This window comes from Caulobacter sp. GW821-FHT11E11 (genome assembly GCF_058808315.1).
On record NZ_JBXARO010000002.1, the window covers coordinates 607,672 to 633,272 of the forward strand.

At 69.1% G+C, this 25,601-nt stretch carries 21 protein-coding genes; 16 read left to right on the forward strand and 5 right to left on the reverse strand.

Annotated features, from left to right (window positions below; translation table 11 throughout):
- Nucleotides 1-50: 50 nt before the first annotated feature.
- The 10 genes from AC1RR5_RS06865 to mug all read left to right on the forward strand — a co-directional run bounded on the left by AC1RR5_RS06865 (nt 51) and on the right by mug (nt 11,378).
- Nucleotides 51-689, forward strand: a complete 639-nt coding sequence (locus AC1RR5_RS06865) for a sulfotransferase family 2 domain-containing protein (protein ID WP_492920432.1) — start codon at nt 51-53, stop codon at nt 687-689.
- Nucleotides 686-1,303 (forward strand): aspartyl/asparaginyl beta-hydroxylase domain-containing protein, encoded by a 618-nt coding sequence (locus AC1RR5_RS06870; RefSeq protein ID WP_492920433.1) that lies wholly within the window; start codon nt 686-688, stop codon nt 1,301-1,303. Before AC1RR5_RS06865 ends, AC1RR5_RS06870 begins: the two co-directional genes overlap by 4 nt.
- Complete coding sequence (locus AC1RR5_RS06875; protein ID WP_492920434.1) at nt 1,300-3,198, forward strand: tetratricopeptide repeat-containing sulfotransferase family protein; 1,899 nt, start codon at nt 1,300-1,302, stop codon at nt 3,196-3,198. Before AC1RR5_RS06870 ends, AC1RR5_RS06875 begins: the two co-directional genes overlap by 4 nt.
- Nucleotides 3,199-3,201: 3 nt before the next feature.
- The gene (locus AC1RR5_RS06880) at nt 3,202-5,016 is read left to right on the forward strand and encodes a sulfotransferase (RefSeq protein ID WP_492920435.1); all 1,815 of its coding nucleotides are present in this window, start codon (nt 3,202-3,204) and stop codon (nt 5,014-5,016) included.
- A gap of 57 nt (nt 5,017-5,073) precedes the next feature.
- Nucleotides 5,074-5,997: a LysR family transcriptional regulator gene (locus AC1RR5_RS06885; RefSeq protein ID WP_492920436.1), complete on the forward strand. Its 924-nt coding sequence runs from the start codon at nt 5,074-5,076 to the stop codon at nt 5,995-5,997.
- Between the two features lie 109 nt (nt 5,998-6,106).
- On the forward strand, nt 6,107-7,681 hold the full coding sequence (locus tag AC1RR5_RS06890; protein ID WP_492920438.1) for an MFS transporter: 1,575 nt from the start codon (nt 6,107-6,109) through the stop codon (nt 7,679-7,681).
- Between the two features lie 12 nt (nt 7,682-7,693).
- The gene (locus tag AC1RR5_RS06895) at nt 7,694-8,854 is read left to right on the forward strand and encodes an HlyD family secretion protein (RefSeq protein WP_492920440.1); all 1,161 of its coding nucleotides are present in this window, start codon (nt 7,694-7,696) and stop codon (nt 8,852-8,854) included.
- Complete coding sequence (locus AC1RR5_RS06900; RefSeq protein WP_492920442.1) at nt 8,838-10,253, forward strand: efflux transporter outer membrane subunit; 1,416 nt, start codon at nt 8,838-8,840, stop codon at nt 10,251-10,253. Before AC1RR5_RS06895 ends, AC1RR5_RS06900 begins: the two co-directional genes overlap by 17 nt.
- Nucleotides 10,250-10,882 (forward strand): DNA-3-methyladenine glycosylase, encoded by a 633-nt coding sequence (locus AC1RR5_RS06905; protein WP_492920444.1) that lies wholly within the window; start codon nt 10,250-10,252, stop codon nt 10,880-10,882. Before AC1RR5_RS06900 ends, AC1RR5_RS06905 begins: the two co-directional genes overlap by 4 nt.
- Nucleotides 10,863-11,378, forward strand: coding sequence for a G/U mismatch-specific DNA glycosylase (gene mug, locus AC1RR5_RS06910; RefSeq protein ID WP_492920446.1), 516 nt, complete (start codon nt 10,863-10,865; stop codon nt 11,376-11,378). Before AC1RR5_RS06905 ends, mug begins: the two co-directional genes overlap by 20 nt.
- Nucleotides 11,379-11,390: 12 nt before the next feature.
- Here mug and AC1RR5_RS06915 read toward each other — a convergent pair whose 3' ends face one another.
- Both AC1RR5_RS06915 and AC1RR5_RS06920 read right to left on the reverse strand, forming a co-directional pair.
- Nucleotides 11,391-12,017, reverse strand: coding sequence for a response regulator (locus tag AC1RR5_RS06915; protein WP_492920448.1), 627 nt, complete (start codon nt 12,015-12,017; stop codon nt 11,391-11,393).
- A complete protein-coding gene (locus AC1RR5_RS06920) occupies nt 12,014-15,025 on the reverse strand; it encodes a sensor histidine kinase (protein ID WP_492920449.1) in 3,012 nt (1,003 codons plus the stop codon). Before AC1RR5_RS06920 ends, AC1RR5_RS06915 begins: the two co-directional genes overlap by 4 nt.
- 224 nt (nt 15,026-15,249) lie before the next feature.
- Here AC1RR5_RS06920 and AC1RR5_RS06925 point away from each other — a divergent pair, with 224 nt between their 5' ends.
- The 4 genes from AC1RR5_RS06925 to AC1RR5_RS06940 all read left to right on the forward strand — a co-directional run bounded on the left by AC1RR5_RS06925 (nt 15,250) and on the right by AC1RR5_RS06940 (nt 17,771).
- Complete coding sequence (locus AC1RR5_RS06925) at nt 15,250-15,552, forward strand: hypothetical protein (RefSeq protein WP_492920450.1); 303 nt, start codon at nt 15,250-15,252, stop codon at nt 15,550-15,552.
- 113 nt (nt 15,553-15,665) lie between these two features.
- A complete protein-coding gene (locus AC1RR5_RS06930; RefSeq protein WP_492920451.1) occupies nt 15,666-16,508 on the forward strand; it encodes a VOC family protein in 843 nt (280 codons plus the stop codon).
- A gap of 28 nt (nt 16,509-16,536) precedes the next feature.
- Nucleotides 16,537-16,956, forward strand: a complete 420-nt coding sequence (locus AC1RR5_RS06935) for a putative quinol monooxygenase (RefSeq protein ID WP_492920453.1) — start codon at nt 16,537-16,539, stop codon at nt 16,954-16,956.
- 35 nt (nt 16,957-16,991) lie between these two features.
- Nucleotides 16,992-17,771: an alpha/beta hydrolase gene (locus AC1RR5_RS06940; protein ID WP_492920455.1), complete on the forward strand. Its 780-nt coding sequence runs from the start codon at nt 16,992-16,994 to the stop codon at nt 17,769-17,771.
- Between the two features lie 11 nt (nt 17,772-17,782).
- Here AC1RR5_RS06940 and AC1RR5_RS06945 read toward each other — a convergent pair whose 3' ends face one another.
- From AC1RR5_RS06945 to AC1RR5_RS06955, 3 genes are read right to left on the reverse strand one after another with little or no spacing between them, the layout of a single operon-like run.
- Nucleotides 17,783-19,240, reverse strand: coding sequence for an N-acyl-D-amino-acid deacylase family protein (locus AC1RR5_RS06945; RefSeq protein WP_492920457.1), 1,458 nt, complete (start codon nt 19,238-19,240; stop codon nt 17,783-17,785).
- Between the two features lie 11 nt (nt 19,241-19,251).
- Entirely contained in the window at nt 19,252-20,571 is a 1,320-nt protein-coding gene (locus AC1RR5_RS06950) for a type III PLP-dependent enzyme domain-containing protein (protein WP_492920458.1), read from the reverse strand.
- Nucleotides 20,544-20,936: a RidA family protein gene (locus tag AC1RR5_RS06955; protein WP_492920459.1), complete on the reverse strand. Its 393-nt coding sequence runs from the start codon at nt 20,934-20,936 to the stop codon at nt 20,544-20,546. Before AC1RR5_RS06955 ends, AC1RR5_RS06950 begins: the two co-directional genes overlap by 28 nt.
- A 181-nt stretch (nt 20,937-21,117) precedes the next feature.
- On the opposite strand from AC1RR5_RS06955, the gene AC1RR5_RS06960 reads away from it, so the two are divergent.
- Both AC1RR5_RS06960 and AC1RR5_RS06965 read left to right on the forward strand, forming a co-directional pair.
- Nucleotides 21,118-22,056: a MurR/RpiR family transcriptional regulator gene (locus AC1RR5_RS06960; RefSeq protein ID WP_492920460.1), complete on the forward strand. Its 939-nt coding sequence runs from the start codon at nt 21,118-21,120 to the stop codon at nt 22,054-22,056.
- A gap of 583 nt (nt 22,057-22,639) precedes the next feature.
- On the forward strand, nt 22,640-25,498 hold the full coding sequence (locus AC1RR5_RS06965) for a TonB-dependent receptor domain-containing protein (protein ID WP_492920461.1): 2,859 nt from the start codon (nt 22,640-22,642) through the stop codon (nt 25,496-25,498).
- Nucleotides 25,499-25,601 lie beyond the last annotated feature (103 nt).

The following is a 25,601-nucleotide window of genomic DNA, read 5'->3' on the forward strand; positions in this document are numbered from 1 at the left end:
GGCGCCCGCTTGCTTCGGGAGGCTGGCGCCCTTCCCGTGTGTCCAGACCGATGATCGTTTCTAACAGCCACCGTTTCATCTTCGCCGCCGTGCCCAAGACCGGCACCCACGCCGTGCGCCAGGCCCTGCGCGAGCAACTGGGCGAGGGCGACGTCGAGCAGGTGGGGCTGTTCGTCGACAAGCGCTTCCCGTGGGCGGACCTGGCGGCGATCCGCCATGGCCACCTGGCCCTGAACCAGGTGCGTCCGCATCTGGGGCAGGAGGCCTTCGACGGCTATTTCAAGTTCGCCTTCGTGCGCAATCCGTTCGACCGCTTCATCTCGTACTGCGCCTTCATGCTGCGGGGCGGCGACGTCTTCGCGCGCCAGCCGCGCGAGGCGATGCGCCACTTCCTGTTCGTCGACCCGCCCCAGCAGCACATCCTGTTTCAGCCGCAGGCGTCGCTGCTGGTGGATGAGGACGGCGAAACCTTGCTGGCCGACGCGGTCGGCCGGGTCGAGGACATGCAGGGTTCGTACGACGCGATCTGCGCCCGCATCGGCATCCCCTCGCGGCCGCTCGACCGGGTCAACGGCAGCCAGCACGGCGACTATCGCCAGTACTACGACCAGGCGCTGATCGACGGCGTCGCCGCGCGCTACGCCCAGGACCTGACCCTGTTCGGCTACGACTTCGAGGGCCGGCGATGAGCGCCCCCGCCGCCAATCCGCGCAAGACCACCAGCGTCCGCGCGCTGGGCCTCGTCGACATCACCGCGCTGCGGGCGGCCGTGCTGGCGATCCCGGAGGATGTCTGGGCGGCCGAGAACGCCGACAAGCCCAACCGGTTCGAGGCGCTGGGCGCGACCCGCCATATCGTCTTCCGCTTCATCGACAACCCGCGTGATTGGCGCGGCGCGCACGATCGCCCGGCCTGGCCGCAATGGCGCGCTCTGCTGGAGCCCGTGCTGGCGGCGGCGGTCGGTGACTACGGCTATGCGCGCGGCGTGTTCCCGCGCGTGATGCTGGCCAGGATGCCGCCGGGCGGCGTGATCCATCCGCATGTCGACGCCAATCCGGCGGCGAAGTGGCCGCACAAGATCCACGTGCCGCTCACGACCAATCCCGGCGTGGTCAGTTTCTTTGGCGGCGAGGAGCGCTTTTTACCGGTCGGCGAGGCGGTCGAGGTCAATAACCTCGGCCCGCACTGGGTGCGCAACGACGGCGAGACCGACCGCATCCACCTGATCTTCGAATATTACGACGCCGACCAGCCGGACCCGGACTGGCTGGAGCCGTTCCTGCGGGCGAGCGCGGCGCGATGAGCGAGCGCGAGGCCCTGTTGCAGGAGGCCAGGGACCTTCGGGCCGGCCAACGCATCCCGGACGCCCTGGCCGTGCTGGCCCGGCTGGAGGCGCTGCATCCCCGGTTCAGCCGTCTCTACCAGGAGCGCGGCCATTGCCTCGTCCTGCAGCGGGACGGCCACGCGGCCATCGCGGCGCTGCGGGAGGCCGTGCGCCTGAATCCGACGCTGCCGGCCAGCTGGGACATGCTGGAGCAGCTCTATCGCCTGTTGGGCGACACCGTCCAGGCGGCTGACGCGGCGCGCAACCTGGTCACGCTGACGCAGCTGCCGTCGGCGGTGGTGGCGGCCAACAGCCTGTTCGCGGATGGTGACCTAGCGCCGGCCGAGACGATCCTGCGGGACTATCTGCATCAGGATGGCGGCAATGTCGGCGCCCTGCGTCTGCTGGCGCGGGTCCGCACGGAACTCGGCGCGCTCGACGAGGCCGAGACCTTGCTGAGATCGACGCTGGAGGGCGCGCCGGACTACCACGCCGCGCGCTTCGACTACGCCATGGTGCTGCTGCAAGGGCGCAAGCCCCTCGCGGCGCGACGGGAGGCCGAGCGGCTGCTCGCGCACGATCCAGACAATCGCGAATACCTCAAGCAGTACGGCGCGGCCTGCGTCGCCCTGGGCGACCACGAGCCGGTGATCGATCTCTATGCGCGGCTGCTGGAGCAGCCCCGATCGGAGGTGGAAGCCGCCGACCTGCGGCTGTGGCGCGCCAACGCCCTGAAGGTCACCGGCCGGCAGGACGAAGCCATCGCCGACTATCGCGCCTCCCTGGCCGCGCGGTCGGACAACGGCGTGGCCTGGTTCAGCCTCGCCAACCTCAAGACCTTCCGCTTCACCGAAGATGACGTCGCCGGCATGCGCGCCGCCGAGACCCGTAACGCCGTCCAGGACATGGACCGCGTCTATCTGTGCTTCGCCCTGGGCAAGGCGCTGGAGGACCAGGGCGACTACCAAGCCTCGTGGCGATATTACGAACGCGGCAACGCCGCGCGGCGCGCCGCCGGCCATTGGCGTCCAGAGGTCGCGGAAGCCTGCGCGCAGCGGCTGAAGCAGGTGTTCACCGCTGAGGTCTTCGCCGAGCGCGCCGGCTGGGGCGTGGACGATCCTACGCCGATCTTCGTCGTGGGGCTGCCGCGTTCGGGCTCGACCCTAATCGAGCAGATCCTGGCCTCGCATTCCCAGGTGGAGGGGACGCAGGAACTGACCGAGATCGGCCGCTATGTCGGCGAGCTCTGCGGCCACGATCCCGACTGCGGCCTGCCAGTGGATCCCGAAGCGCTGCTGCGCCTAACGGTCAGGGAGGCGAGGGCGCTGGGCGAGCGGTTCCTGGCGGAAACACAGGTCTACCGGCAGCTGGGGCGGCCGTTCTTCATCGACAAGATGCCCAACAACTTCTGGCACATCGGCCTGATCCAGCTGGTCCTGCCGCGCGCCACGATCATCGACGTGCGGCGCGAGCCGATGGCCTGCGGCTTTTCCAACCTCAAGCAGCTGTTCGGCACGACCAACCAGGAATTCACCTATGGGGCGGGCGACATCGCTCGTTACTACCGCGTCTATCTCGACCTGATGCGGCACTGGGAGCAGGTGCTGCCGGGGCGGGTGCTGCGCGTGCCCTATGAGGACGTGGTCGAGGATCTTGAGCACGGCGTGCGGCGGATGCTGGAGCACTGCGGGCTGGCCTTCGAGCCGGCCTGCCTGGCCTTCCACGAGACCCGGCGCAGCGTGCGCACCCCCAGCTCCGAACAGGTGCGCCAGCCGATCGGGCGCGAGGGGCTCACGCAGTGGGAGCGCTACGCGCCCTGGCTGGCGCCGCTGCGAGACGCGCTGGGCGACGCCGTGACCGGCTACAGGGACTAAACCATGCGGCTGTCGCGCCCCTTCTTCCAGCTCCCCGTGCTGTTCGACGTCGCCCGGTTGCAGGCCGAGGTGGCGGCCCTGCCGCACGAGGCCTGGGTCGCCCATCCGGACCAGGTGCCCGGCAACAGCGCCGCGCGGCTGATCAGCTCGGGCGGGGCCGAGACGGATTCCGTGCATGGACAGATGCTGCCGACGCGCTGGCTCGAGAGCATGCCGTATGCACGCCAGGTCCTGGCCGGCTTCGGGGTGGTTTGGAGCCGTTCGCGGCTGATGCGCCTGGCGCCCGGCGCGAACGTGCCCGAGCACGCCGATATCAACTATCACTGGCACACGCGGGTGCGGCTGCACATTCCGGTCTTCACCCAGCCGGAGGTGCGGTTCCACTGCGACCGCGAGGCCGTGCACATGGCCGCCGGCGAGGCCTGGATCTTCGACAACTGGCGCCGCCACCATGTGGAGAACAACGCCGATCAGGAGCGTATCCACCTGGTGGCCGACACCACCGGCACGGCGTCGTTCTGGCAGTTCGCCTGCGGACCCACGCCGCCGCGCGACCAGTGGCGGACCGTCGGCTGGGAGCCGGGCGACAGGGCGCCGCTGCTGACCGAGAACGATCAGCGCTCGCCGGTGATGCCCGCCGCCGAGGTGCAGTGGCTGGTCGACGACCTGCGCGCGGAGCTGTCAGTGGCGACCGACTCCGCCGAGGCCAGGACGCGGGTCGCGCGGTTCGGCAAGCTGCTGGAGAACTTCGTGCAGGACTGGCGTCAGCTGAGCGCCCTGCATGGCGTGGAGGGCCAGGCCCGCGCCGACTTCCTGCGCCTGGCGCGCGCCGTGCACCAGGCCGCTAAACCGCTGGCCGAAGGCCTGGTCATGCGCACCAACGCCGTCAGCGCGTTGCACGTGCTGGAAAAGCGCGTGCTGCAGCATCTGGTGGCGGAAGAGGTCGCGCCGCGTGTTTCGCGCGGGCAGGGCGCCGTTGAGCCGGCGCTGCGGAAGCCGGTCTTCATCATCGCCGCCCCGCGCTCGGGCAGCACGCTCTTGTTCGAGACCCTGGCTGCCACGCCGAGCTTCAACAGTTTCGGCGGCGAGGCCCACTGGCTGGTCGAGGACCATGCCGCGCTGCGCCCTGGCGCGCCGGGCGTGGACTCCAACCGGCTGACCGCCGCCGACGCGACTGTCGAGATCAGCGCCGCCATCCGCGAGGCCGCGCTGTCGCGCCTGCAAGGACCAGAGGGGCGTCCGCCCGTGCAAGGCGCGCCGCTGCTGGAGAAGACGCCGAAGAACGCGCTGCGCATCCCGTTCCTGAAACAGATCTTCCCCGACGCGCGGTTCATCTTCCTGTGGCGGGATCCGCACGAAAACCTGGCCAGCATCCTGGAAGCCTGGCGCGCCGGCGGATGGGTGACCTACCGCGCCTTGCCCGGCTGGGACGGGCCCTGGTCGCTGCTCCTGCCGCCGGGCTGGCAGGCCTTGCGCGGCGCACCGCCGGAAATGGTCGCCGCCTGGCAATGGCGCAGCGCCAACCAGACCGCGCTCGAGGACCTGCAGCAATTGCCGCCCGAGGACTGGACCAGCGTCGCCTATCACGACTTCCTCGCCGATCCCGTGGGGGTCACCCGCCGTCTTTGCGCGTTCGCCGGTGCGTCCTTCGACGACGCGCTGCAAAAGCGGACCGCCAGCCAATTGCCGCTGTCGCGCCACACCCATACGCCGCCGGCCCCGGACAAATGGCGCCGCCACGAGGACGCCATCCTGCGCGCCCTGCCAAGCGTCGAGGCCTGCTGGAACCGTTTGCGGGCGCTGGATGCGCGTTGCTGAGCAAGCGCAAGCGCTCTATCGCCGTATAGACTCGGCCGTGGCCGTGGAGACTGGGCGATGCAGCAGCTACCCGATTTTGAGGCCTGGGCGATCTTCGCCAAGGTCGCAGAGTGCGGTTCGTTTTCAGAGGCGGCCCGCGAGCTGGGCCTGACCAAGGCCAGCGTCTCGCGAGCGGTGACGCGCCTGGAGGCCCGCCTGCGCGACACGCTGCTGACGCGCACGACCCGCAAGCTGTCCCTGACCGACAGCGGTCGCGCGGCCCTGGTCCGCGCCGCGCGCATCCTGGAGGACGGGGCGGCGATCGAGGCCGAGCTGCTGGACGAGGCGGCGATCCCGAGGGGGCCTATTCGCCTGGCCTGCTCGGCGGCCTTTGGCGTGCGGGCGCTGGCGCCGCTGCTGCCTGATTTCTTCGCGCTCTATCCCGAGATCGAACTCGACTTCCAGGTCATCGACAGCCCCGTCGACCTGATCACCGCTGGCTTCGACATGGCCATCCGTCCCGGCGAGGTCGCGGATTCGACCCTGAAGGTCACGCGCCTGGTTTCGCTGAAGCGTTCGATCATGAGCGCGCCGGCGTTCTTTGATCGGCACGGCCGGCCCGAAAGCCCTGAGGATCTGGTGCGGCTGCCCGCGATCGCCTTCACCCAGTTGCCGCTGCCCCTGGACTGGCGTCTGAGCCACGCGACGCAAGGCGAGCGGATGGTGCGCATCGAAGCGGCCTATCGCTTCAACAACGCCGCGGCCGCCGTTCCGCTTCTGACCGCCGGCCTGGCCATGGCCGCCCAGCCCGAGCTCTTTGTCCGGCGCGAGCTGGCGAGCGGCGCCCTGGAGACCGTGCTGGCCGACTGGACGGTCGCCGCCATCCCGATCTACGCCCTCACGCCGCCGGCCAAGGCGCGGCCCGCGCGTGTGCGCGTGTTCATCGATTTCCTGCGTCAGCGCCTGGGCGACGAAAGCCAGATCCTCGGCCCGGCCATCTGAGCCCGGCGCGATTGGCGCTGTTTCTGTAACAATGAAGTACGCGGCGACCGGCTAATCGGCGGTGGCCGAGGCGAATACCTGTGAGGCTCGGTTCAGGTCTCGCAGGCACATGCCCTCGTCCACGCTCAATCTCGCGCCCGGAGCGCCCCGCGCCCCGATCGCCGCCCTGGCCCTGGCGGGTTTCGGCGCGCTGCTCGGCGGTCTCTTTCCGATCAGCGTGATCTTCTTGCTGGGCGATATCGGCGGCGGATTGTCGGCCAGCGCCGACGACACGGCCTGGATCGTCACCGTCTACAATGTCGGCCAATTGCTGGGCCAGCCGCTGCTGATGATCACAGCCGGCGCGTTCGGACGCGGCGCGGCGATGCGTCTGCTGGGTGTGGGGTTCACGCTCAGCAGCCTGGCGATCGCCATCGCGCCCGACCTTGGCTGGACGATCGCCGCGCGCCTCGTGCAAGGCGTGTTCGGCGGGGCCATGCCGACCTTCATGATGCTGCTGGTCATGACCAGCCCGCTGCCGGGCCGCGCGCGGGTCGCGGGCCTGGCGGTGTTCTCCATCGCCGCCTCGGCGGGGCTAGGCTTGGCTGCGCTGGTCGCCGCCTGGCTGCTCGACCTTGGCGGCTGGCGCGCCCTGTTCTGGGGGCAGGCCTTGATCGGGCTGCTCTACGCCGCCCTGGCCTTCCTGGTGCTGCCCGGTGAGCGCGGCGATCCCAGGCGGCTGCGGGCCGCCGACTGGGGCGGCTTCGCGCTGCTGTCGCTGGCGTTGGGCCTGCTGCTGGTCGGCGTCAGCGAGGGCGAGCGGCGCTTCTGGTTCGACACCTGGTGGGTCACCGCTGCCCTGGCCTGCGGGACGTTGGCGCTCATCCTGGCTATCCGGCTGATCCCCCGCGCGACCACGCCGCTGCTGCGGCTGGAACTCTTCGCCCGGCCCACGCTGAGCTGGGCGCTGGTCTTCCAACTGCTTTTCCGTTTCGGCCTGATGTTCGGCATCGTGGCGACGCCGCAGTACCTCGTCCGGCTGCAAGGTTATCGCATTGAGCAGCTGGCCCTGGTGCTGGCGCCGCTGGCCCTGGTCACCGTCCTGGTCGGGCCAGCGGCTTGGTGGGCGGCTTGCCGGTTCGACCCACGCTGGAGCCTGTCGCTGGGCCTGGCCGCCTTCGCGGCCGCCGCTTGGCGCGGGATTTTCCTCTCGCCCGACTGGGCCGCGCCGGAGCTCTTCTGGCCGCTGGCGCTGATCGGGGCGGGGCAGGCGTTCGTCGGCGTGGCGATGCTGCGCTTCGCCACCTTCGACGTCCATCCGCCGACGCAGGGGCCGACCGTGGGCATCCTGTTCAACTATGCCCGCGTCATCGGCCTCGCCGCCGGCGTGGCGGCGGCCAACCACACCCTGGTCGAGCGCGAGAAGTTCCACTCCGCGCGCCTGGTCGAAAGCCTGGACCTCCTCGACCCGGCGATCACCCAACGCCTGGCCGCGCACGCCGGCGCGCTCGCCAAGTGGAGCGCCGACCCGGGCGCCGTCCAAGGCGCGGGCGTGGCCGGTCTGGCGCGGTCTACGGCGACCCAGGCCTTCGCACAGGGGTTTTCCGACACCTTCGCCGTCATCGCGGCCTGCCTGCTGCTGGCCGCCATCCTCGTCTGGGCGCTGCCGCGCCTGCCCGCCATTCCCGCCAAAACCAGCGCTTGAGAAGGATCTCGTATGAGCGCCCCCACCCAAACCCCGCCGGCCGAAACGCCCGCCAACACGCCGCCGACCTCTCACGCCTCTGCTCGGCGCGTGGCCATCGCCACCGCCTCGGTGGCGGCCCTGGGGATCGCCATCGCCGCCGGCTATGGCCTGTGGCATCGCGTGACGCCGTTCGAGGCGACCGACAACGCCTATGTGCGCGGCGACCTGACCTTCGTGGCCGCCAAGGTCCCAGGCTATGTCGTCGAGGTCGCCACCGAGAACAATCGCCGGGTCGCGCCGGGACAGGTCCTGGCGCGCATCGATCCGCGCGACTACCAGGCGGCGGTCGCCGACGCCGAGGCGACGCTGGCCCAGCAGAAGGCCGCCGCCGCGCAGATCGACGCCCAGTTCGCGCTGCAGCAGGCCCAGATCCTGGTCTCGGATGCGGGAGTCGCCTCGGCCAAGGCCCAGGCTCGCCGCGCCGAGGCCGACTTCGGGCGCGCCAAGGATCTCGTCACCGACGGCGCGGTCAGCCGCTCGATCTACGACCAGGCCGCGGCCGAGGATGTCCGCGCCCAATCGACAATGGCCCAGTCTCTGGCGCAGTCGGCCTATGCGCGCCGCCAGCTGCAGGTGCTTGAGGCGCAGCGCCAGGCCAACCTGGCGGCCCAGCTGGGCGCGCAGGCCAAACTCTTCAAGGCGCGCAACGATCTCTCCAGCACCGTGATCACCGCCCCGCGCGAGGGGCTGGTGGCGGCGCGCAACATCCGGCTGGGAGAATATGTCGGGGTGGGGACGCGCCTGATGGCCGTGGCCCCGACCAAGGCGTTGTGGATCGAGGCCAATCTGCGCGAGACGCAGCTGTCGCGCATCCGTGCCGGCGACCGCGTGCAGATCCGCGTCGACGCGGCCAGCGACCAGACCTTCTGCGGCACTGTCGAGAGCCTGTCGGCCGCGTCGGGCTCGGAGTTCTCGGTGATCCCGCCCGACAACGCCACGGGCAACTTCACCAAGATCGTCCGGCGCTTTCCGGTGCGGATCCTGTTCGACGCCGGCCAGCCGGGCCTGAACCGATTGGGATCGGGCATGTCGGTCGAGCCCAGGATCGCCATCGGCTCGCACGCCGGCCGGTCGTCGGGCCTGTCGGCCCTGTTCGGTGGCTTCCGTTGCGCGGATGGCGACCGTGCGTAGCGCCGTCGTCCTGTCGCTGGCCGGCGCGCTGCTGGCCTCGGCCTGCGCCGCCCCCGACCTTGGCGCCAAGCCGGCGCTGAAGGTCGTGACCGAGCAGCGCCTGTTGTCCGGACCCGTCGCCGACTGGCCGATCAAGGCCTGGTGGGCGGACTACGGCGATCCTCAGCTGACCGCCCTGATCGAGGCCGGGCTTCAGGACGGCCCGACCATCGCGATCGCCGAGGCCCGGCTGCGGCGCGCCGAGGCGTTGGCGGGGCAGGCGAGGGCCGTGGAGCTGCCGACGGTCTCGTCCGGCGCCGCGTTCGGGGCGTCCAAGCCCAGCTACAACACCGGGGTCCCGACGCCGAACGCCCTGCGCGGCTGGAACGACACCGGCCGGGCCAGCCTGGACTTCGGCTATGAGCTGGATCTCCGGGGCCGCAACCGCGCGGCGATCGCGGCGGCGACCTCCGAGGCCGCCGCCGCCAAGGCGGATGTGGCCGCCGCCCGGCTGATCGTCTCGACCGCGATCGCGGCGGCCTATGCCGATCTGGCGCGGCTGTTCGCCGACCGCGACGCCTTGGCCGCCAGCCTGGTCGTGCGTGAGCAGACGCTGGAGCTCGTCCGTCGCCGGACGGCGCGCGGCTATGATTCCGAAACCGAGCTGCGGCAGGCCGAAGTCGGTCCGCCCTTGGCCCGCGCCGAGTTGGAGGCGACCGACGAGCAGATCGCCCTGACCCGCCTGCGTCTGGCGACCTTGATTGGGCAGGCGCCTGACCGCGCCGCGGCGATCGAACGGCCGGACGTCGCTCGGCTGCACGGGCTGGGCCTGCCGGCCGACCTGCCGTCGGCGCTCATCGCCCGTCGGCCGGACCTCGTCGCCGCCCGCTGGCGCGCCGAGGCCGCCTCGGGGCGCATCGATGCAGCGCGGGCGGCCTTCTATCCGAACGTCAATCTGGTCGGCCTGATCGGCGTCCAGTCGCTGGGCGTCGGCCGTCTGGCCCAGGCCGGCTCCGACCTTGGCTCGGCGGGCGTCGTCCTGGGCCTGCCGATCTTCGACGGCGGCCGGCGCGAGGCGGGCTTCAAGGTCGCGAGGGCCGACTACGACGCCGCCGTCGCCGCCTATGACGCGACCCTCAATCTGGCACTCGAGGAGGTCGCCGACGCCGTGAGCTCGCAACGCGCCCTGGACCGCCGGCTGGCCGAGACGCTCCAAGCCCGGGAAGCCGCGTCCGGCGCCTGGACGCTGGCCAAGCGCCGCTACGCCGCCGGCGCGAGCGATTTCACGGCGGTGCTGGTCGCCGAGGATCGGATGCTGGCCGCGCAGAGAGCCGTGGCGGCATTGGAGGCGCGTGGTTTCATCCTCGACCTGGCGCTGGTGAAAGCGCTGGGCGGCGGTTGGCGGGAGGCGGCGGCGTGATCTATCGGCGACTGGTGCAAGATGAACTGCCGATCGACACGGTCGCGCTGGCCCGCTTCCTGATCGGCAAGGTCGTCGTCCGTGAGACGTCGAAGGCCGTCACCAGCGGTCGCATTGTCGAGACCGAGGCCTATGTCGTGGGCGATGCGGCGGGGCACGCCTTTCGCGGCGCGACGCCGCGCACCCGCTCGCTGTTCCTCGAGCCCGGCCATGCCTATGTCTATCTCAACTACGGCGTCTCCTGGATGCTGAACGTCTCGAGCGAGCCGGCGGGCGTCGGGGCCGGCGTCCTGATCCGCGCCCTGGAACCGCTCGACGGGATCGAGATCATGCAGCAGAACCGTGGGACCAAGATTCCGCAGAAGCTCACGCGCGGTCCTGGCCGTCTCACCGAGGCGCTGCGCATCGAAGGCTGGGCGGACGGCCTTGATCTCTGCGCGGAAGGCCCGCTTTGGATCGGTCACGCCGACCGCGAACCGGGCCCGATCGTCGACAGCGTCAGGATCGGTCTGTCGGCGTATCAGGATCCGCAGCGCGTCCTGCGCTTCCACGAGCAGGGAAACCGGTTCGTCAGCGGCCCCGAGGCCCTCAACGGAGGACGGCGCGTCCATGGGCAAGCCCCTGCCTGATATCGTACGGCCGCACCTTTCGGTCGTCTTCTGCGGCCTGAACCCAGGGCTCTCTGCAGCAGCGGCAGGTCATCATTTCGTCGGATACAGCAATCGTTTCTGGCGCACGCTCCACCTGGCGGGCTTCACGCCGGTCCAACTGGATCCGCGGCAAGATGCGAGTTTGCTGGACTACGGCTTGGGCGTCACCAGCGTCGTCGAGCGGCCGACCTCGGGTATCGACGACGTGGCGCGCGCGGAGTTCGTCGCGGCCAGAGAAGGCTTCGAACGCTGGGTGTTCGCGCACCGCCCGCGTTACGTCGCGTTCCTGGGCAAGGCGGCCTATGCGGCGATGCTTGGCGTCGGAACCGTCTCCTGGGGGCGCCAGCCCGCACCCTTCGGAGGAGCCATCGCTTGGGTGCTGCCCAACCCGAGCGGGCGCAATCGCTCATTCAGCCAGGATGAGCTCGTCGCTGCCTATCGGGAGCTCAGGCTCGAGGTGGATCAGGATGCCTGACCTAGCAAGCGCTCACAGCGCGATGATGCCTCGGCGCAGGGCCGTGGTGACGGCCTGGGTCCGGTCGTTGACGTCGAGCTTGGAGAAGATGCTGCGGATGTGCGCCTTCACCGTGTCCTCGGACAGGGACAGCCGGTGGGCGATCGTCTTGTTCGCGCCGCCGGAGGCCATGCATTCCAGCACCTGGATCTCACGGGCGCTGAGCGGCTCCTCGGCGGCGTGGACCGCGATCTCCTGCGCGACCTCCGGCAGGACGAAGCGGCGTCCGGCATGGACCAGCCGGATCGTCTCGAGCAGTTCGTGGCGCAGCGAGGACTTCAGCAGATAGCCCGTGGCGCCGGCTTTCAGGGCGCGGACGGCCTGGACATCGCCCTGGTAGGTGGTCAGCACGACGATGCGGGCGTCGGGGGCCTGCGCGCGAATGGCGCCGATGGCGTCCAGTCCGCCCATCACCGGCATCTGCAGGTCCATCAGGGTCACGTCCGGCCGCAGCTGGCGGAAGGCGTCGACGGCCTGCTTGCCGTTCTCACATTCGCCCACGATCACCATGTCGTCCTGTGGTCCGACGAGGGCGGCGATCCCTTCGCGAAAGACGGCATGGTCATCCACGGACAGAACGCGGATCGGGCGCTGGGTCATCGCGGCTTCGCGTCCTGAAGGATGAGGCTCTGCAACCAGTCCCACGGGCGCGCGCCGTCCACATAGGCGGCGCTGGCGGGCGCCTGGACCTCGACCTCGGTCCCTCCGTTCGGCCGGGTGGAGATCGTCAGCCGGCCCCCGACACGCTCGGCGCGCTCGCGCATGCCCTTGAGGCCGTAGTGGCCGTCCCGTTCGCCGGCCTCGCGCACCGCCGCCGGCAGGCCAACGCCGTCATCGGCCACGGATAACGCCAGGCGCCCGCGACCGAAGGCGAGCCGGACGGAAATTCGTGTCGCCGCGGCATGGGCGACGGCGTTGCGGATCGCCTCTTCGGTGATCCTCAGCATCTCCTCGCTGACCAGCGGGACGATCGCCCTCGGGCCGCCTTCGATCACGACGTCGATCGGCGGCGCGGCGCCGTCGTCGAAGTCGCCGGCGAGGTTGACCAGAGCTTCGGCCAGGTCGGTGCGCGCCGTCTCGCTCCGCAAGTCGCGAACGCGGGTCCGACCCTCGGCCAGGACGCCGTCGGCGCGGTCCAGGGCCTTGTCGATGTCCAGGCGGAGTGCGTCGTCGCCGGGCAGCTGGTTCGACACCGCCTGGAACCGCAGCATCAGGCCCTGGAAGCCCTGAAGCAGCGTGTCGTGCAGCTCGCGCGCGATGCGTTCGCGCTCGGCGGTCCGAACCTGGAAGCGGGCCTCGAGCGCGGCGGCGACCTGGCGGACGCGCAGGCTGTAGAGCGCCCAGGCCAGGAGGGCCAACGCGGTCGCGACCAGCAGCTTGAACCAGATCGACTGCAGGAAGGTGGGCGGGATCGTGATCTCGAGATCGGCCCCGGTGCGGTTCCAGACCCCGTCCTCGTTGGCCGCGATGACGTGGAAGCGATAGGTCCCCGGCGCCAGGTTCGTATAGAACGCCTGCCGCCGCGCGCCCGGATCCACCCAGTCCGGATCGTGGCCCTCCAGCCGGTATTGCACCTTGGTCCGCCGGGGCATGGTCAGGTTGATCGCCGAAAAGCCGATGGCGATGTCCGAGGCTCCGGCCTCGAGCCGTATACTCGTGGGGTCCTTGATCGTGGTCTTTCCGCTGACCAGCGAGGTGATCGCCACCCCGGGCGGATCCGGATTGGACGGCAGGTGGGCGGGATCGATCCAGGCGATGGCGTCGATCGTGGCCAGCCACAGCCGGCCGTCGCCGCCACGGGTCATGGTCCGGTAATTCTGGGCGTTGGGGCCGTTCGGGAGCCCATCCTCGTAGCTGAAGCTCCGTTCCGGGAGCACGAAGCCGGGATCGGCGAAGGCCTTCTCCAGATCGGTGGTCCTGACGCGCGAAAGTCCGCCCGCGCCGAACAGCCAGGTGTTGCCTTCGGGCGTCTGGGCCAGCCCGGTCACATAGCGCAGCGGCTTGGCCTGGGTCTGCGCGATGCCCGCGGGACTGCTGGTCGACACCAGCGCGGCGCCGTCCCGTCCCGAAAGGAAGACGCCCCGGGAGGTGGCGAGCGCCGCGCGGATTCCGCCTGTCGTCTTCAGGACCGCATCGAGCGACCGCGTTTCGGCGAACCGGCCTTCGAGCCGGGTCAGGGTCGAGGGATCGGTCATGGTCCACAGCCGACCCTGGGGGTCCTTCACCAGCAAGGACGGATCGGAGGTCGCCGAGAGGTCCTTGGCCGGGACCGAGCGCCAGGCCGCGCCGTCGCGCCAGTACATGCCGTTGGTGGAGGCCGGCAGCCAGAACCGTCCCGTGGAATCGGGACCGCAATCGTAGAAGCTGGTCTCGCTGAGCGGTGCGGGGAACTCGGTCCGTTGATTGCCGCGAACCCGTACGATCCGATCCAGCGACGGGATCCAGATCGACTTGTCGCGATCCTCGCAGATCGCCTTCGGATCGTTCAGGGCGAGGAGGCGCGCCGGGGGCTTGCCCGGGTCGACCCGGTAGAGCGCGTCGCTCTGGGCGATATAGACGGCCCCGGAAGAGGCGGTGAGCAACTGGTCACCGTACCGGGCGGTCGCGGTCAGCGCCGGTTCCACGACGATGCTGGGCGTACTGAAGTGGTCGATGCTGCGCGGGCCGCCGTACCACAGGGTTCCGCGTCGATCGACATGGATCAGCGACGGTCGCGGCGAGGACATCAGGGACCGTTCGCCGCGTTCGTAGACGGGGTCGCCCTGGCCGGTGCGCTCGGCCTGGACGAGGCCTGCGACCCGCCCGAAATCTCGGCCCTTGGTCCAGAGGTTGCCATTCTTGTCGAACGCCGCGCCGATCCAGGCCGGGTCGTCGCTTTTCCAGCGGAACGGCCTGGAGGGCGAGGCGGGCCAGCGTCCACCGGGCCCAGTGAGCCGGGCCCCGCTGTCCGGGCGGACCACCCAGACGCTGCCGGCCGCATCGATGGCCAGCGCCCCACCGGCGCCCGTGGGCGTGTCGACGCGCTCGAACTTCGCGCTGTTGGGCGCACGGCGCAGCACCGACTTGTTGTAGGCGATCCAGAAGGCCCCGTCGGCGGACTCCAGGGTGTAGAACAGCATCTGGCGTTCGGGGTTGGGCGAGACCTTGTCCCAACGCCCGTTCTGGTAACGCATGAACGGCTGGCCGATCTGCGCGATGCCGATCCACAGCGCGCCGTCGCGGGTCAGGGTGAAAGTGATGACCTCGCCCTTGTAGTCCGGCGCCTTGACGAACTGCAGGCGACCCTGGCGGAACAGGCCGAGCCAGCCCTTCGAGTACCAGGCCCAGACCGTCCCATCGCGTCCGACCTGGAGCTTGCGAGGATGGCCATACTTGTCGCGATCGACACCCGCGTCCATGGGCTCGAACGAGAGGCCGTCGAAGCGGAACAGCCCTTCGCGGCTGGCGATCCAGAGCATGCCGTTCGCGGTTTCGGCCATGGCGTGCGGCACCGAGGGCGCGCCGTCGTCCCGCGTCCAGACCTCGTGCTTCAGCTGGCCCATGGACAGCGGGTAGGGCTGGGCGGCGGCCTCGAAGGCGCCGGCGACGCACAGCAGTGCGGCCAGCAAGCCTCGCACGCCTCGCCAAAGTCGAAAAAGTCCTGACGCCATCCCCAGCCCCGTGACCGCTACCTTGATAAAACACTGTTCCGTGAGGGTGCGGAAGGCATGCCTGATCGGGTGAGCGTGGAATAGCTAGATCGGGCGTTCCGCGCGGCGAGCCGAGGGTTCAAGACCGCCCGATGAGGATAGCGGTTCCGGTTTACCCTGGCGGATGGCTTGGCGCGGGCCTGGTGGTCCTGCGGTTGTCGATGGCGGGAGCGACCCTAAGCGTCGGTTGTCTCACCGCTCTGGGTGAGCCCGGTCAGTGGCTCCTAGCGATCATCTGCGTATCGCTGGTCCTGGGCGCGGGGACGCGCTGGAGCGCGCTCGCCGGCGCCGTGGCGCTGGCCGTCTTCGGGTTTCCCACGCTGCTCGCGCAGGACCTGGTGATCGTCGGGGGCCTGGCCGCCCTGGTCCTGGCGGGCCCGGGGGCATGCTCCATCGATGCGCGGATCTGGGGGCGTATCCGCGTCCGGTCGCGATCGTCGCGATAGCCGCGCGGCCGGCTCCCCGCCCGATCGGGCGATCGCTGAATACCTCATCCGAAATTTCCATCCCTGAGCGCGGCGACATCATGGCCCGGCGACTAGGGACAGAGGAGTTGCAGATGAGCGATCAACACGAACCGACCCCCGACGAGCCGGGCCGCCGGGATATCCTCCGCGCCGCCGCCGGCGCCGTGGCCCTCGGCGCGGCCGCTACGCCGGCCGCCGCCCAGGACAAGACCCGCGTCCACGCCAGGCAGATTGTCGATGGCGCGCTGGGAGCGCGGCTCCAGGGCGTGCAGCACTTTGGCCTGACCGTCCAGAACATGGAGCGCGCCTTCACCTTCTACACCGAGGTGTTGGGTGGCACGGAGGTCCTGCGAGACGGCGACTTCCAGGGCGAGCGGATCCACAACACCTTGCTGACCGCCGAGGAGATCGAGACGCGCGAGCGGCACGTGAACCCGCGCGCCCGGGGCGTGCCCGACCTGCGCGGCGGCGCCCAGCGGCTGGACGTGCGCTTCGTGCAGTTCGACAACGTCGTGATCGAGCTGCTGCAATATCGCGACGCGGACCAGCCGATGGGTGGGCCCAACGCCTTCGCCGAACCGCTCGACCACATGAGCCCGGCCTTCCCGCGGATGATGCACATCTGCTTCCACATCCGCGACGATGCCGACTTCAACGTCTTCATCCGCGATCTGGAGGCCGAGGCCGCGCGCCGGGGCATGACCCAGGTCCGCGCCAACCGCGTGGTCACCGTCACCTCGGAAGCCGAACGCAAGGCAGCCCCGCTGGACGCCAACTCCAATCCGATCACCGAGGGCAAGTCCAACGGCTGGCGGCTGATCTACTGCCGCGGACCGGAAGGCGAGCAACTGGAGTTCGTCCAGGCCCTGGGGCCGGTCAAGAAGACCTTCGACGACGCCCTGGCCGCGCGCCGTGCCCAGGCCGCCGCGAAGTAGCCACCCATCCTTCCCAGGAGATTTTGTGATGCGCCTGCTTTCAGCCACGGGGTTGATGTTCGCCATGTTGCTTTCCGCCAGCGCCGCCTCGGCCGCGCCGCCCACCGCTCCGGACTCCACTGGCGTCCACTACGCCCGGATCCCCGGCGAGGCCTATGCCGTCGTCGCCCGCGTCCAGGCCAAGCCCGGCAAGGAGCAGGCGCTGCGCGAGGCGACGCTGCCCTTGATCGCCAAGGTGCGCGCCGAGCCCAACAACCTCGTCTATTTCCTGCAGGAAGATCGCGAGAAGCCGGGGCACTTCATCTTCTACGAGATCTTCGCCAGCCAGGCCGATTTCGAGGCGCACAACGCCACGCCCCACGTCCAGGCCTGGTTCGCCAGGCTGCCCGAGCTGGCTGAGGGCGGCGTGCAGGTGACCCGCATGGAAATCCTCGGAAGTCGTCGCTGAAGCGGGCTTCTGGCCCTTCGCTCAAGGAGACCGTCATGAAGGCGTTCGTCGCGGCCGTGGCCGCTCTCGCGCTCGGCTCGGCAGCCGTCCCCGCCCTTGGCGGCCAAGGCGACAAGCCGGGTACGATCGTCCTGGTCCACGGCGCCTTCGTCGACGGCTCGGGCTGGGCCGATGTCTATCGGATCCTGCGCCGGGACGGCTACAAGGTCGTCATAGTCCAGAACCCCACCACCTCGCTCGCCGAGGATGTCGCCGCGACCCGCCGCGCGATCGCCGCCGCCGAGGGCAGGGTGGTGCTGGTCGGCCATTCCTATGGCGGGGTGGTAATCACCGAGGCGGGGTCGGATCCCAAGGTCTCGGCCTTGGTCTATGTCGCCGCCTTCGCGCCCGACCGGGGCGAGTCTGTCTCCTCGCTGGTGGCTAGTGCGCCACCAGGATCACCGGCGCTGCCGATCCTGCCGCCGGTCGACGGCCTGCTGCTCCTGGACCGGGCCAAGTTCTCCGCGGCCTTCGCCGCGGACGTGACGCCGGAGATCGCGCGGTTCATGGCCGACTCCCAACAGCCGTGGGGAGCCCAGGCGCTGGAGGGTAAGGTCACGGCGCCGGCCTGGCGGGTGAAGCCCAGCTGGTACCTGATCGCGAAGGACGATCACATGATCCCGCCGCTGGCCCAGCGGATGATGGCCAAGCGCGCGGGCGCGACGGTGCGCGACGTTGCCGCCAGCCACGCGGTCTATGTCTCGCAGCCCGGCGTCGTCGCTTCGCTGATCGAGGAAGCGGTGACCCAGTCGTCGGCCGCCAAGGCGGCGCGATAGACGGCCTGGTCTCAGTGAGGCCGCAGGAAGGATCCGGCGCGGGCGCCGACGGCGGCGCCCTGGCTCCAGCTGAGCTGGCCGTTCACCAGGACGTGCGCGATGCCCTTGGCGGGGCGGCTCGGCGCTTCGTAGGTGGCTTCGTCGATGATGGTGTCGGCATCGAACACGGTGATGTCCGCCTTCAGGCCCGGCGCGATGCGGCCGCGTGACGTCAGGCCGAAGGTGTCGGCGGCCAGGCCGGTCATCTTGTGAACCGCCGCTTCCAGGCTGATCAGCTTCTCGTCGCGGGCATAGTGGCCCAAGACGCGCGGGAAAGTGCCCCACAGCCGGGGATGCGGACGCTTGTCGTGCGGCAGGCCGTCGGAGCCGATCATGCAGCAGTCGTGGCTGAGGATCGCGCGCATGTCGGCCTCGGCCATCTGGAAGTAGCTGGCGCCGCCCGGCATCAGCCGCTCTGCCGCCTGGGCCTGGGTCACGTCCCAGTCGTGGGCGATCGAGGCCAGGGTGCGGCCGGCCATCTCGGGATGGGGCTCGGACCAGTTGATCAGGATCTCGACCTCGCCGTCCGCCAGGTCGGGCCGGATGATCGTCGAGCCGGCGGTATAGGGATAGCAGTCCAGGTGCACCGGCTGGCGCGTGCGGGCGTCGTCGATCAGGCCCAGCGTCTCGGCCGCGCGGCCCCAGTTGCGCAGGCCCGCGCACTTGTGGTGCGACAGGATCAGCGGGGCGCGGCTGGGCCCGGTGACCGCGAAGGCCTCCTGGAGGGCCTCGATGATGCCTTCGCGCTCGTCGCGGATGTGGGCGGTGTAGACGCCGCCGACTTCGGCGATCGTCTGGGCCAGGGCCTGCAGTTCTTCCAGATCGGCCGCTTGGGCCGGGGCGTAGAACACGCCGGAGCTGAGGCCCAGCGCGCCTTCGGCCAGGGCGTCGCGCAGCAGGACGTCCATGCGCTCGCGCTCGTCCGGCGTGGCGGGGCGCTGCAGGTCGTCCAGGCACAGCACGCGCAGGGCCGAATGGCCGACCAGGGCGGCGACGTTGACGCGCGGGGCGGCCACCTCGATAGCGCGGCGATACTCGGCGAAGGTGGCGTAGGCGAAGTCCTCGCGCGCGCCCAGCAGGTTGAACGGCTCATCGACGCTGGTGTCGAAGCGCAGCAGCGCCGCCGAGATCCCGCAGTTGCCAGTGATGACGGTGGTGACGCCCTGGCTGATCTTGGGGGTCATGTCGGGCTGGGTGATGCAGACCAGATCGTCGTGAGTGTGGACGTCGATGAAGCCGGGCGCGACCACCAGGCCTGAGACGTCGATCACCCGCGCGTCGCCGGCGTCCAGCGCCGGGCCGACGGCGATGATGGTGTCACCGGCTAGGGCGACGTCGGCGGCGAAGGCCGGGCCGCCGCCGCCGTCGATGACCAGCCCGCCCTTCAGGACGGTGTCGGCGACGCGGGGGAGTTGGGTCTGAGCACTCAAGTCCGGATCACTCAAAAGAAGGTCTTCAGGCCGCCGAGCACGGCGTAGGATTCGTCGACCTCCAGCAGCACCGACCATTTGTCGAAGGTGGTGCAGGGGTGGGAGATCTCGAAGCCCAGCAGGTCGCCGACGGCGAGGTCGACGTCGGACGCGACGGTCAGGAAGCCGTGCTGGTCGGCCAGCTTGGCGGTGACGACGCCGGCGATGGCTTGCGGCTTGGCGTGCTGCCCCTCGCGGAACCAGCGCGTGGCCGTGGGCAGGTGGATGTCGAACGAGACGTCGCGCTTGCCCATCATGACGATGGCCAGGTCCGGCTGCGGACGCGAGATCACCCGCGCCCAGACTTCCAGCGCCGGTCGCAGGCGGGGCGGCTCGCCGACCGCCGCGCGGTCGTCCATGCGGCTCAGGAGTTCGCGGTAGAAGCCGCCGTCGTGGGTGACGTAGCAGCCGCTGCGCAGCACGATCGTCGTACCGGGCGCTTCGCCGGCCAGGGCGCGCGCGACCAGGTCGTAATAGGCCGAGCCGCCGGCGGTCAGGATCGCGTTGTCGGGGTCGGCCAGCAGAGCGTCTGCGCGCAGGCGGTTGTGGAAGCCCAGCAGGCCACCGAGATAGGCGTCGACCTCGGTGGCGTCCTGCTTGGCGTGGTCGCTGAAGACTAGGCCTTCGTAGCCCTCGACGCCGTGCAGTTCGACGCCCGGCAGGTCGCGGATCAGTAGCGCCAGGGCCAGGCCTTCGTCCAGCGAGCGTACGCCGCAGCGGCCGTCGGTCATGCCCAGCTCGATCAGCAGCCGCGCGGCGGGAGCGTCCGGCGCCTGGGCGAAGATCGCCGAGATTGCCCGCACGCCCTCGGCGCTGTCGACCAGCACATAGATCGGACGGTCGGGCGCGGCGGTGGTGAGGTCGCGCAGGCACTCGATCTCGGTGCGGCCGACCAGCTGGTTGGCCAGGATCAGGTTGGGCGCGCCCAGGTCGTGGCACAGTTTCAACTGGGTCATGGTCGCGGCCGTCAGGCCCCACGCGCCGCCTTGGATCTGCCGCGTCAGCAGCTGCGGGCACATGGTCGTCTTGGCGTGCGGGGCCAGCTTGGCGCCGGCCCGGTCGACATAGGCCTGCATGACCGACAGGTTGTTGTCGATCGCCGCGCGCTTCAGCACCGCGGCGGGGAAGGGGATGTCGCCGCCGAGCAGGGACAGGCCCCGTCCGGCCAGGTCGCCCAGCCGGCGCACCGAACCGTCCAGCGGAATGGCCTTGGTCCCGGGCGCCAGGTCGAGGCTGTCGAGATCGGCGAGCGACACCGTCATGGTCAGGCCTGCGGGATCAGGGCGATGCACTCGATCTCGACCTTGCAGTCGATCATCATCGGCGACTGGACGCAGGCGCGGGCCGGCGGGGCGTTGCCGAAGTAGGTGGCATAGACGCGGTTGAAGGCGTGGAAGTCGCGGGCGTCGTCCAGCCAGACATTGGCCTTCACGACGTCTTCCAGCGTGCAGCCGGCCTTGGCCAGGATGGCGATCAGGTTCTCAATGACCTTGTGGGTCTGGGGCACGACGCCGCCGTCGACCATCACACCGTTCTCGTCCATCGGCACCTGGCCCGACACGAAGACGAAGCCGTTGGCGACGGTGGCCTGGCAGAAGGGCAGGGCCTGGCCGCCGGTGCCTGTGGTGGTCGTCGCGCCGATGCGTTGGATGGACAAGAAGGTCTCCTGACTCAAGGTCGAGTTCGACCTTCAGGAGCCACGTCGAATGTAACCGTGTCAACGAAAATGTAGCAAAACTATCATTCCTATCATTGCAGGCTGCGCCGCGTTGATTGCGGCGTGACATCGTTGTCGATATCAGTCGTCGAGCGTGCGTCGAGAAGTAGGGGGATCGTCGATGAATCAGCCTGGACCTGCCGACGATGGCGGCGACATCCTTCCGCGCCTCGAGGCGATGATGGAGTCGATGACGCGGTCGGATCTGAAGATCGCCAAGCTGATCCTGAAATCACCCCACGAGTTCGTGCGGGCCAGTGTGCGCTCGGTTGCAACCGACCTGGGCGTCAGCGAGCCCACCGTCCTGCGCTTCTGTCGGACGGTCGGCTGCGAAGGCTTCAAGGACCTGAAATTCCGCCTGATCCAGGAACTGGCCCACGCCCAGGCCATGACCGACCAGCGCGAGCGGGCGACGCGTCCGGCGCCGGCCCGGATAGAGGGTGCGGTCGCCTCGGGCGTCGACGGCGCCGTGGCCGACCGCCTGTTCGACACCATCATCGACGCCCTGAGCCGCACGCGCGAATCCTTGAACGAAAAGGATTTGCAGGCCGCCGCGCTCGCCGTGGCCAAGGCTGCGCGGGTGGTGGTCTACGGCATTGGCGGCAGTTCGGCCGCCCTGGCCGGCGAGATTCACAACCGCCTGTTCCGGCTGGACATTCCGGCCATGGTGTTCACCGACGGCTACGCCCAGCGCATGTCGGCCGCGATCCTGTCGCCGGGCGACGTGGCGATCTTCCTGTCCTCCACCGGGCGTCCGCGCGAGCTGCAGGAGAGCATGGAACTGGCCAAGCACTACAAGGCCACCTGCATCGCCATCACCGACGCAGACTCGCCGCTGGGGCGCGACGCCGACATCTGCCTGCACGTGGGCCTTTCGCCCTCGGGTGTGGAGGAGTTTCAGCCCAACCCGATGCGCTTCGCCCAGCTGTTCGTCATCGATCGCCTGGCCTATGCCGTGGCCTCGTCCCTGGGGGAGCGGGCGCATCAGATGCTGCGTCGGGCGCGCGGCAGCGTGGCCTGGCTGCACGGAATCGCGCCCCAGCAGCCGATCGGCGACTAGCGGTCCAGCTGACGCAACGTCACTCTTCTGAGGGCGAGAGGCATGGATATTTGCGAATTGATCGCAAATTGTCCTGGAGTGGTCCCATGACTTGCTTTCATTGGTAGCGATCTCATCGCGCTATCCGTTTGAAAGGTGGCGTGCTCAGCCCGCAATGAAAGCGAACACGTCATCGATGCCGCATTTTCGAGCAGTGATGATCTTATTGAAAAATATGAAAAAGCTCGGACAATGACGCTAATTTTGACGTCATTTTTTATAATCACTACATAAATGAATGTTTTATGATTGACGTTATTCGGGGCGTGTGACTAACCTCATCACGTTCTGGTCGAGGTGTTCAATTCAGTCGATCCCGGCGCTTCTTGAGAAGCGTCGAATATCAACACCGACTCCCTGGCTCGGAATAAACAAAGCGGCGCGAAAGTGCTGAATAAAGAAAAGTAATCCATTGCGGTCGGCGCTCCCATCCGGGGGCCAGGGGAATAGTCTTCTCAGCACGGGGGCAGGAATTTTGTTCAAGATAAATCGCCGTATCTACGCCGGCTCTGCATCGGCGCTGGCGCTGTTGTCCTGGGGGACAATGGCCAACGCACAACAGGCCGCGACGCCCGCGGCCAGCGATGACACGATCATCACCGAGGTCGTCGTCACCGGCTCGCGCATCAACTCGCGCGGCTTCAACCAGCCGACGCCGACCACGACGGTCACGTCCGAGGACCTGGAGAAAGCCTCGCAGCCCAACGTCTTCCAGGCCATCACCCAGATGCCCGCCCTGCAAGGCAGCACCGGCCGGTCGGTCGGCGCCAACGGCACCAGCTCGGGTCAGCAGGGCCTGTCCTCGCTCAGCCTGCGCGGCCTGGGCGCCACCCGCACTCTGACCCTGCTGGACGGCCAGCGCGTCACCCCGGCCAACGTCAATGGCGTCACTGACGTCAGCCAGTTCCCGCAGCTGCTGATCAAGCAGGTCGACGTGGTGACCGGCGGCGCCTCGGCCTCGTACGGCTCGGACGCCATCGGCGGCGTGGTCAACTTCGTGACCGACAAGACCTTCGAGGGTTTCAAGGCCCGCTTCGAAGGCGGCGAGAGCAAGTACCACGACAACGACACGGTCGTGGCCCAGGTGGCGCTGGGCAAGGCGTTCCTGAACGACCGCCTGCACGTAACCGCCAGCGGCGAGTTCAGCCGTGAAGCCGGCGTCCTGGCCGGCGGCTTTGGCCTGAAGCAGGCCGGCGGCCGCGACTGGTTCACCGCGCCCGCCATCCAGGTGCGCCCGCTGGCCTCGACCACCGACGGCCTGCCGCAGTACCGCGTCATCAACTACGCCCAGCAGATCCAGTACGCCCAGTACGGCCTGATCACGAACGGTCCGCTGCAGGGCATCGCCTTCGGCGCGGGCGGCCAGCCCCGCCAGTTCCAGTACGGTTCGAACGGCGTCGCCACCGGCACCGGCGCGGTGACCAACTGCTTCAGCCCGTTCTGTGTGGGCGGCGACCAGTCCGCCGGCATCGGCGCTTCGCCGACCCTGGCCGCGCGCATCAAGCGCAAGGTCGCCTACGGCCGCGTCGGCTATCAGCTCAACGACAACCTCGAAGTCTATCTGACCGCCAACTTCGCCCAGGTCTTCTCGCTCAACCAGCCGAACATCGGCGCCGAGCGCACCGGCCTGACGATTCAGTGCGAGAACCCGTTCGTGCCGACGGCCATCAAGACGGCCTGCGCCACCAACGGCATCACCAGCTTCCAGTTCGGCACCAGCAACGGCGGCTTCGGCCCCATCGACGTCAACATCAAGCGCGAGCAGAAGCGCTTCGTGCTGGGCTTCACCGGCTCGCAAAACCTGTTCGGCACGGACTGGAAGTACGACGCCTACTACGCCTATGGCATGAACCGCGTCCGCCTGGACGTGGACAACATCTCGGTCACGCCGCGCTACAACGCCGCGATCGACGCCATCGCCGGCCCGAACGGCACGATCATCTGCCGTGACCCGGTCGCCCGCGCCAATGGCTGCGTGCCGCTGAACGTCATCGGCCAGGTTGCCCTGGATCCGGCCGCGCTGAACTACGTCATGCCCAAGAACGGCCCGCGTCAACGCTCCAAGCTGATCGAGTCCGTGGCCAGCTTCAACGTCAGCGGCGAGCCCTTCTCGTTGCCGGCGGGCCCGGTGGCCATCGCCGCCGGCGTCGAGTGGCGCGAGCAGGACTACAAGACCCTCGGCGACCCCTATGGCGACGGCATCTGGGCCGAGAATCCCTATACCGACGACTATCCGGCAGACCCGCTGGTCCGTACCGTCGGCAACAACTGGTACGCCGGCAACTATCACAGCGGCGCTGGCTACTACCACGTGACCGAAGGCTACGTGGAAGCCAACGTCCCGCTGTTCAAGTCGGACGCGCTGGGCGAGGGCAACATCAACGGCGCGGTCCGCCAGACCAAGTACTCGACCGCCGGCAACGTCACGACCTGGAAGATCGGCGGCGTCTGGAAGACCCCGTTCGAGGGCCTGCGCTTCCGCGCCGTGACCTCGCGCGACATCCGCGCTCCGAACCTGGGCGAGATCGCCGCCCCGCCGGTGGTGACCAACGCCACCGTCCTCTATCGCGGCACTGCCGTGAACGTGCTGCAGGAGATCGTCGGCAACCGCAATCTGCGGCCCGAAATCGCCCGCAACACCGAGGTCGGCGTGGTGCTGGCCGAGCCGAAGTTCCTGCCGGGCTTCAGCTTCTCTGCCGACTATTTCGAGATCAAGGTCGATGGCGCGATCGGTTCGCTGGCCGCCCAGGACCTGGTCGATCTGTGCGTCGCCGGGAACCAGGAGATCTGCGGCGCGATGCTGCTGACCAGCACGGTCCCGAACACCAACTACGTCCGGGTCCAGGCCTTCAACGTCGCCACCCTGCGCAACAAGGGCTTCGACCTGGAAGCCGTGTATCGCAAGAACCTCGAGGACTGGGGCCTGCCGGGCAGCATCTCGCTGCGCGCTCTGGCCACCCACATGATCAGCTTCAAGACCAATTCGGGCGTCCTGGGCACGATCACGGTGGACAGCGCCGGCGTGAACAGCGGCAGCACCCCGGACTGGAAGGCGACGTTCAGCCAGACCTGGTCGACCGACAAGCTCAGCCTGTCGATCTACGAGCGCTGGTTCAGCGACGGCGTCTACAACAACGAATGGATTCAGTGCACCAGCGGCTGCCCGGTCTCGACCGTGGCCTACCGCACGATCGACAAGAACAAGATGAAGGGCGCCACGTACGTCGACATCGGCGGCTCGTACGAAGTGACGAACAACGCGACGGCCTACTTCAAGGTCGACAACCTGTTCGACAAGGATCCGGTCGCCTCGCCGTCGACGAATGTCAGCCCCGGCGTCAACCCACTCCTCTATGACACCATCGGCCGGATGTACCGCGCCGGCGTGCGTCTGAGGTTCTAAGCCCCCCTGAAGCGCGCCGTCTGCGCGGCGCGCTTCTTTGCCAGACCGCCACTACCTCCCCGGTGGCGCGGTCGGCAGAGCCCCTCCGACGGTCCTCCCCGCC

Coding starts and splice junctions, on each gene's coding strand:
- AC1RR5_RS06865 (WP_492920432.1), top strand. CDS start 51: ATGATCGTTTCTAACAGCCACCGTTTCATCTTCGCCGCCGTGCCCAAG.
- AC1RR5_RS06870 (WP_492920433.1), top strand. CDS start 686: ATGAGCGCCCCCGCCGCCAATCCGCGCAAGACCACCAGCGTCCGCGCG.
- AC1RR5_RS06875 (WP_492920434.1), top strand. CDS start 1,300: ATGAGCGAGCGCGAGGCCCTGTTGCAGGAGGCCAGGGACCTTCGGGCC.
- AC1RR5_RS06880 (WP_492920435.1), top strand. CDS start 3,202: ATGCGGCTGTCGCGCCCCTTCTTCCAGCTCCCCGTGCTGTTCGACGTC.
- AC1RR5_RS06885 (WP_492920436.1), top strand. CDS start 5,074: ATGCAGCAGCTACCCGATTTTGAGGCCTGGGCGATCTTCGCCAAGGTC.
- AC1RR5_RS06890 (WP_492920438.1), top strand. CDS start 6,107: ATGCCCTCGTCCACGCTCAATCTCGCGCCCGGAGCGCCCCGCGCCCCG.
- AC1RR5_RS06895 (WP_492920440.1), top strand. CDS start 7,694: ATGAGCGCCCCCACCCAAACCCCGCCGGCCGAAACGCCCGCCAACACG.
- AC1RR5_RS06900 (WP_492920442.1), top strand. CDS start 8,838: ATGGCGACCGTGCGTAGCGCCGTCGTCCTGTCGCTGGCCGGCGCGCTG.
- mug (WP_492920446.1), top strand. CDS start 10,863: ATGGGCAAGCCCCTGCCTGATATCGTACGGCCGCACCTTTCGGTCGTC.
- AC1RR5_RS06915 (WP_492920448.1), bottom strand. CDS start 12,017: ATGACCCAGCGCCCGATCCGCGTTCTGTCCGTGGATGACCATGCCGTC.
- AC1RR5_RS06930 (WP_492920451.1), top strand. CDS start 15,666: ATGAGCGATCAACACGAACCGACCCCCGACGAGCCGGGCCGCCGGGAT.
- AC1RR5_RS06935 (WP_492920453.1), top strand. CDS start 16,537: ATGCGCCTGCTTTCAGCCACGGGGTTGATGTTCGCCATGTTGCTTTCC.
- AC1RR5_RS06940 (WP_492920455.1), top strand. CDS start 16,992: ATGAAGGCGTTCGTCGCGGCCGTGGCCGCTCTCGCGCTCGGCTCGGCA.
- AC1RR5_RS06960 (WP_492920460.1), top strand. CDS start 21,118: ATGAATCAGCCTGGACCTGCCGACGATGGCGGCGACATCCTTCCGCGC.
- AC1RR5_RS06965 (WP_492920461.1), top strand. CDS start 22,640: ATGGCCAACGCACAACAGGCCGCGACGCCCGCGGCCAGCGATGACACG.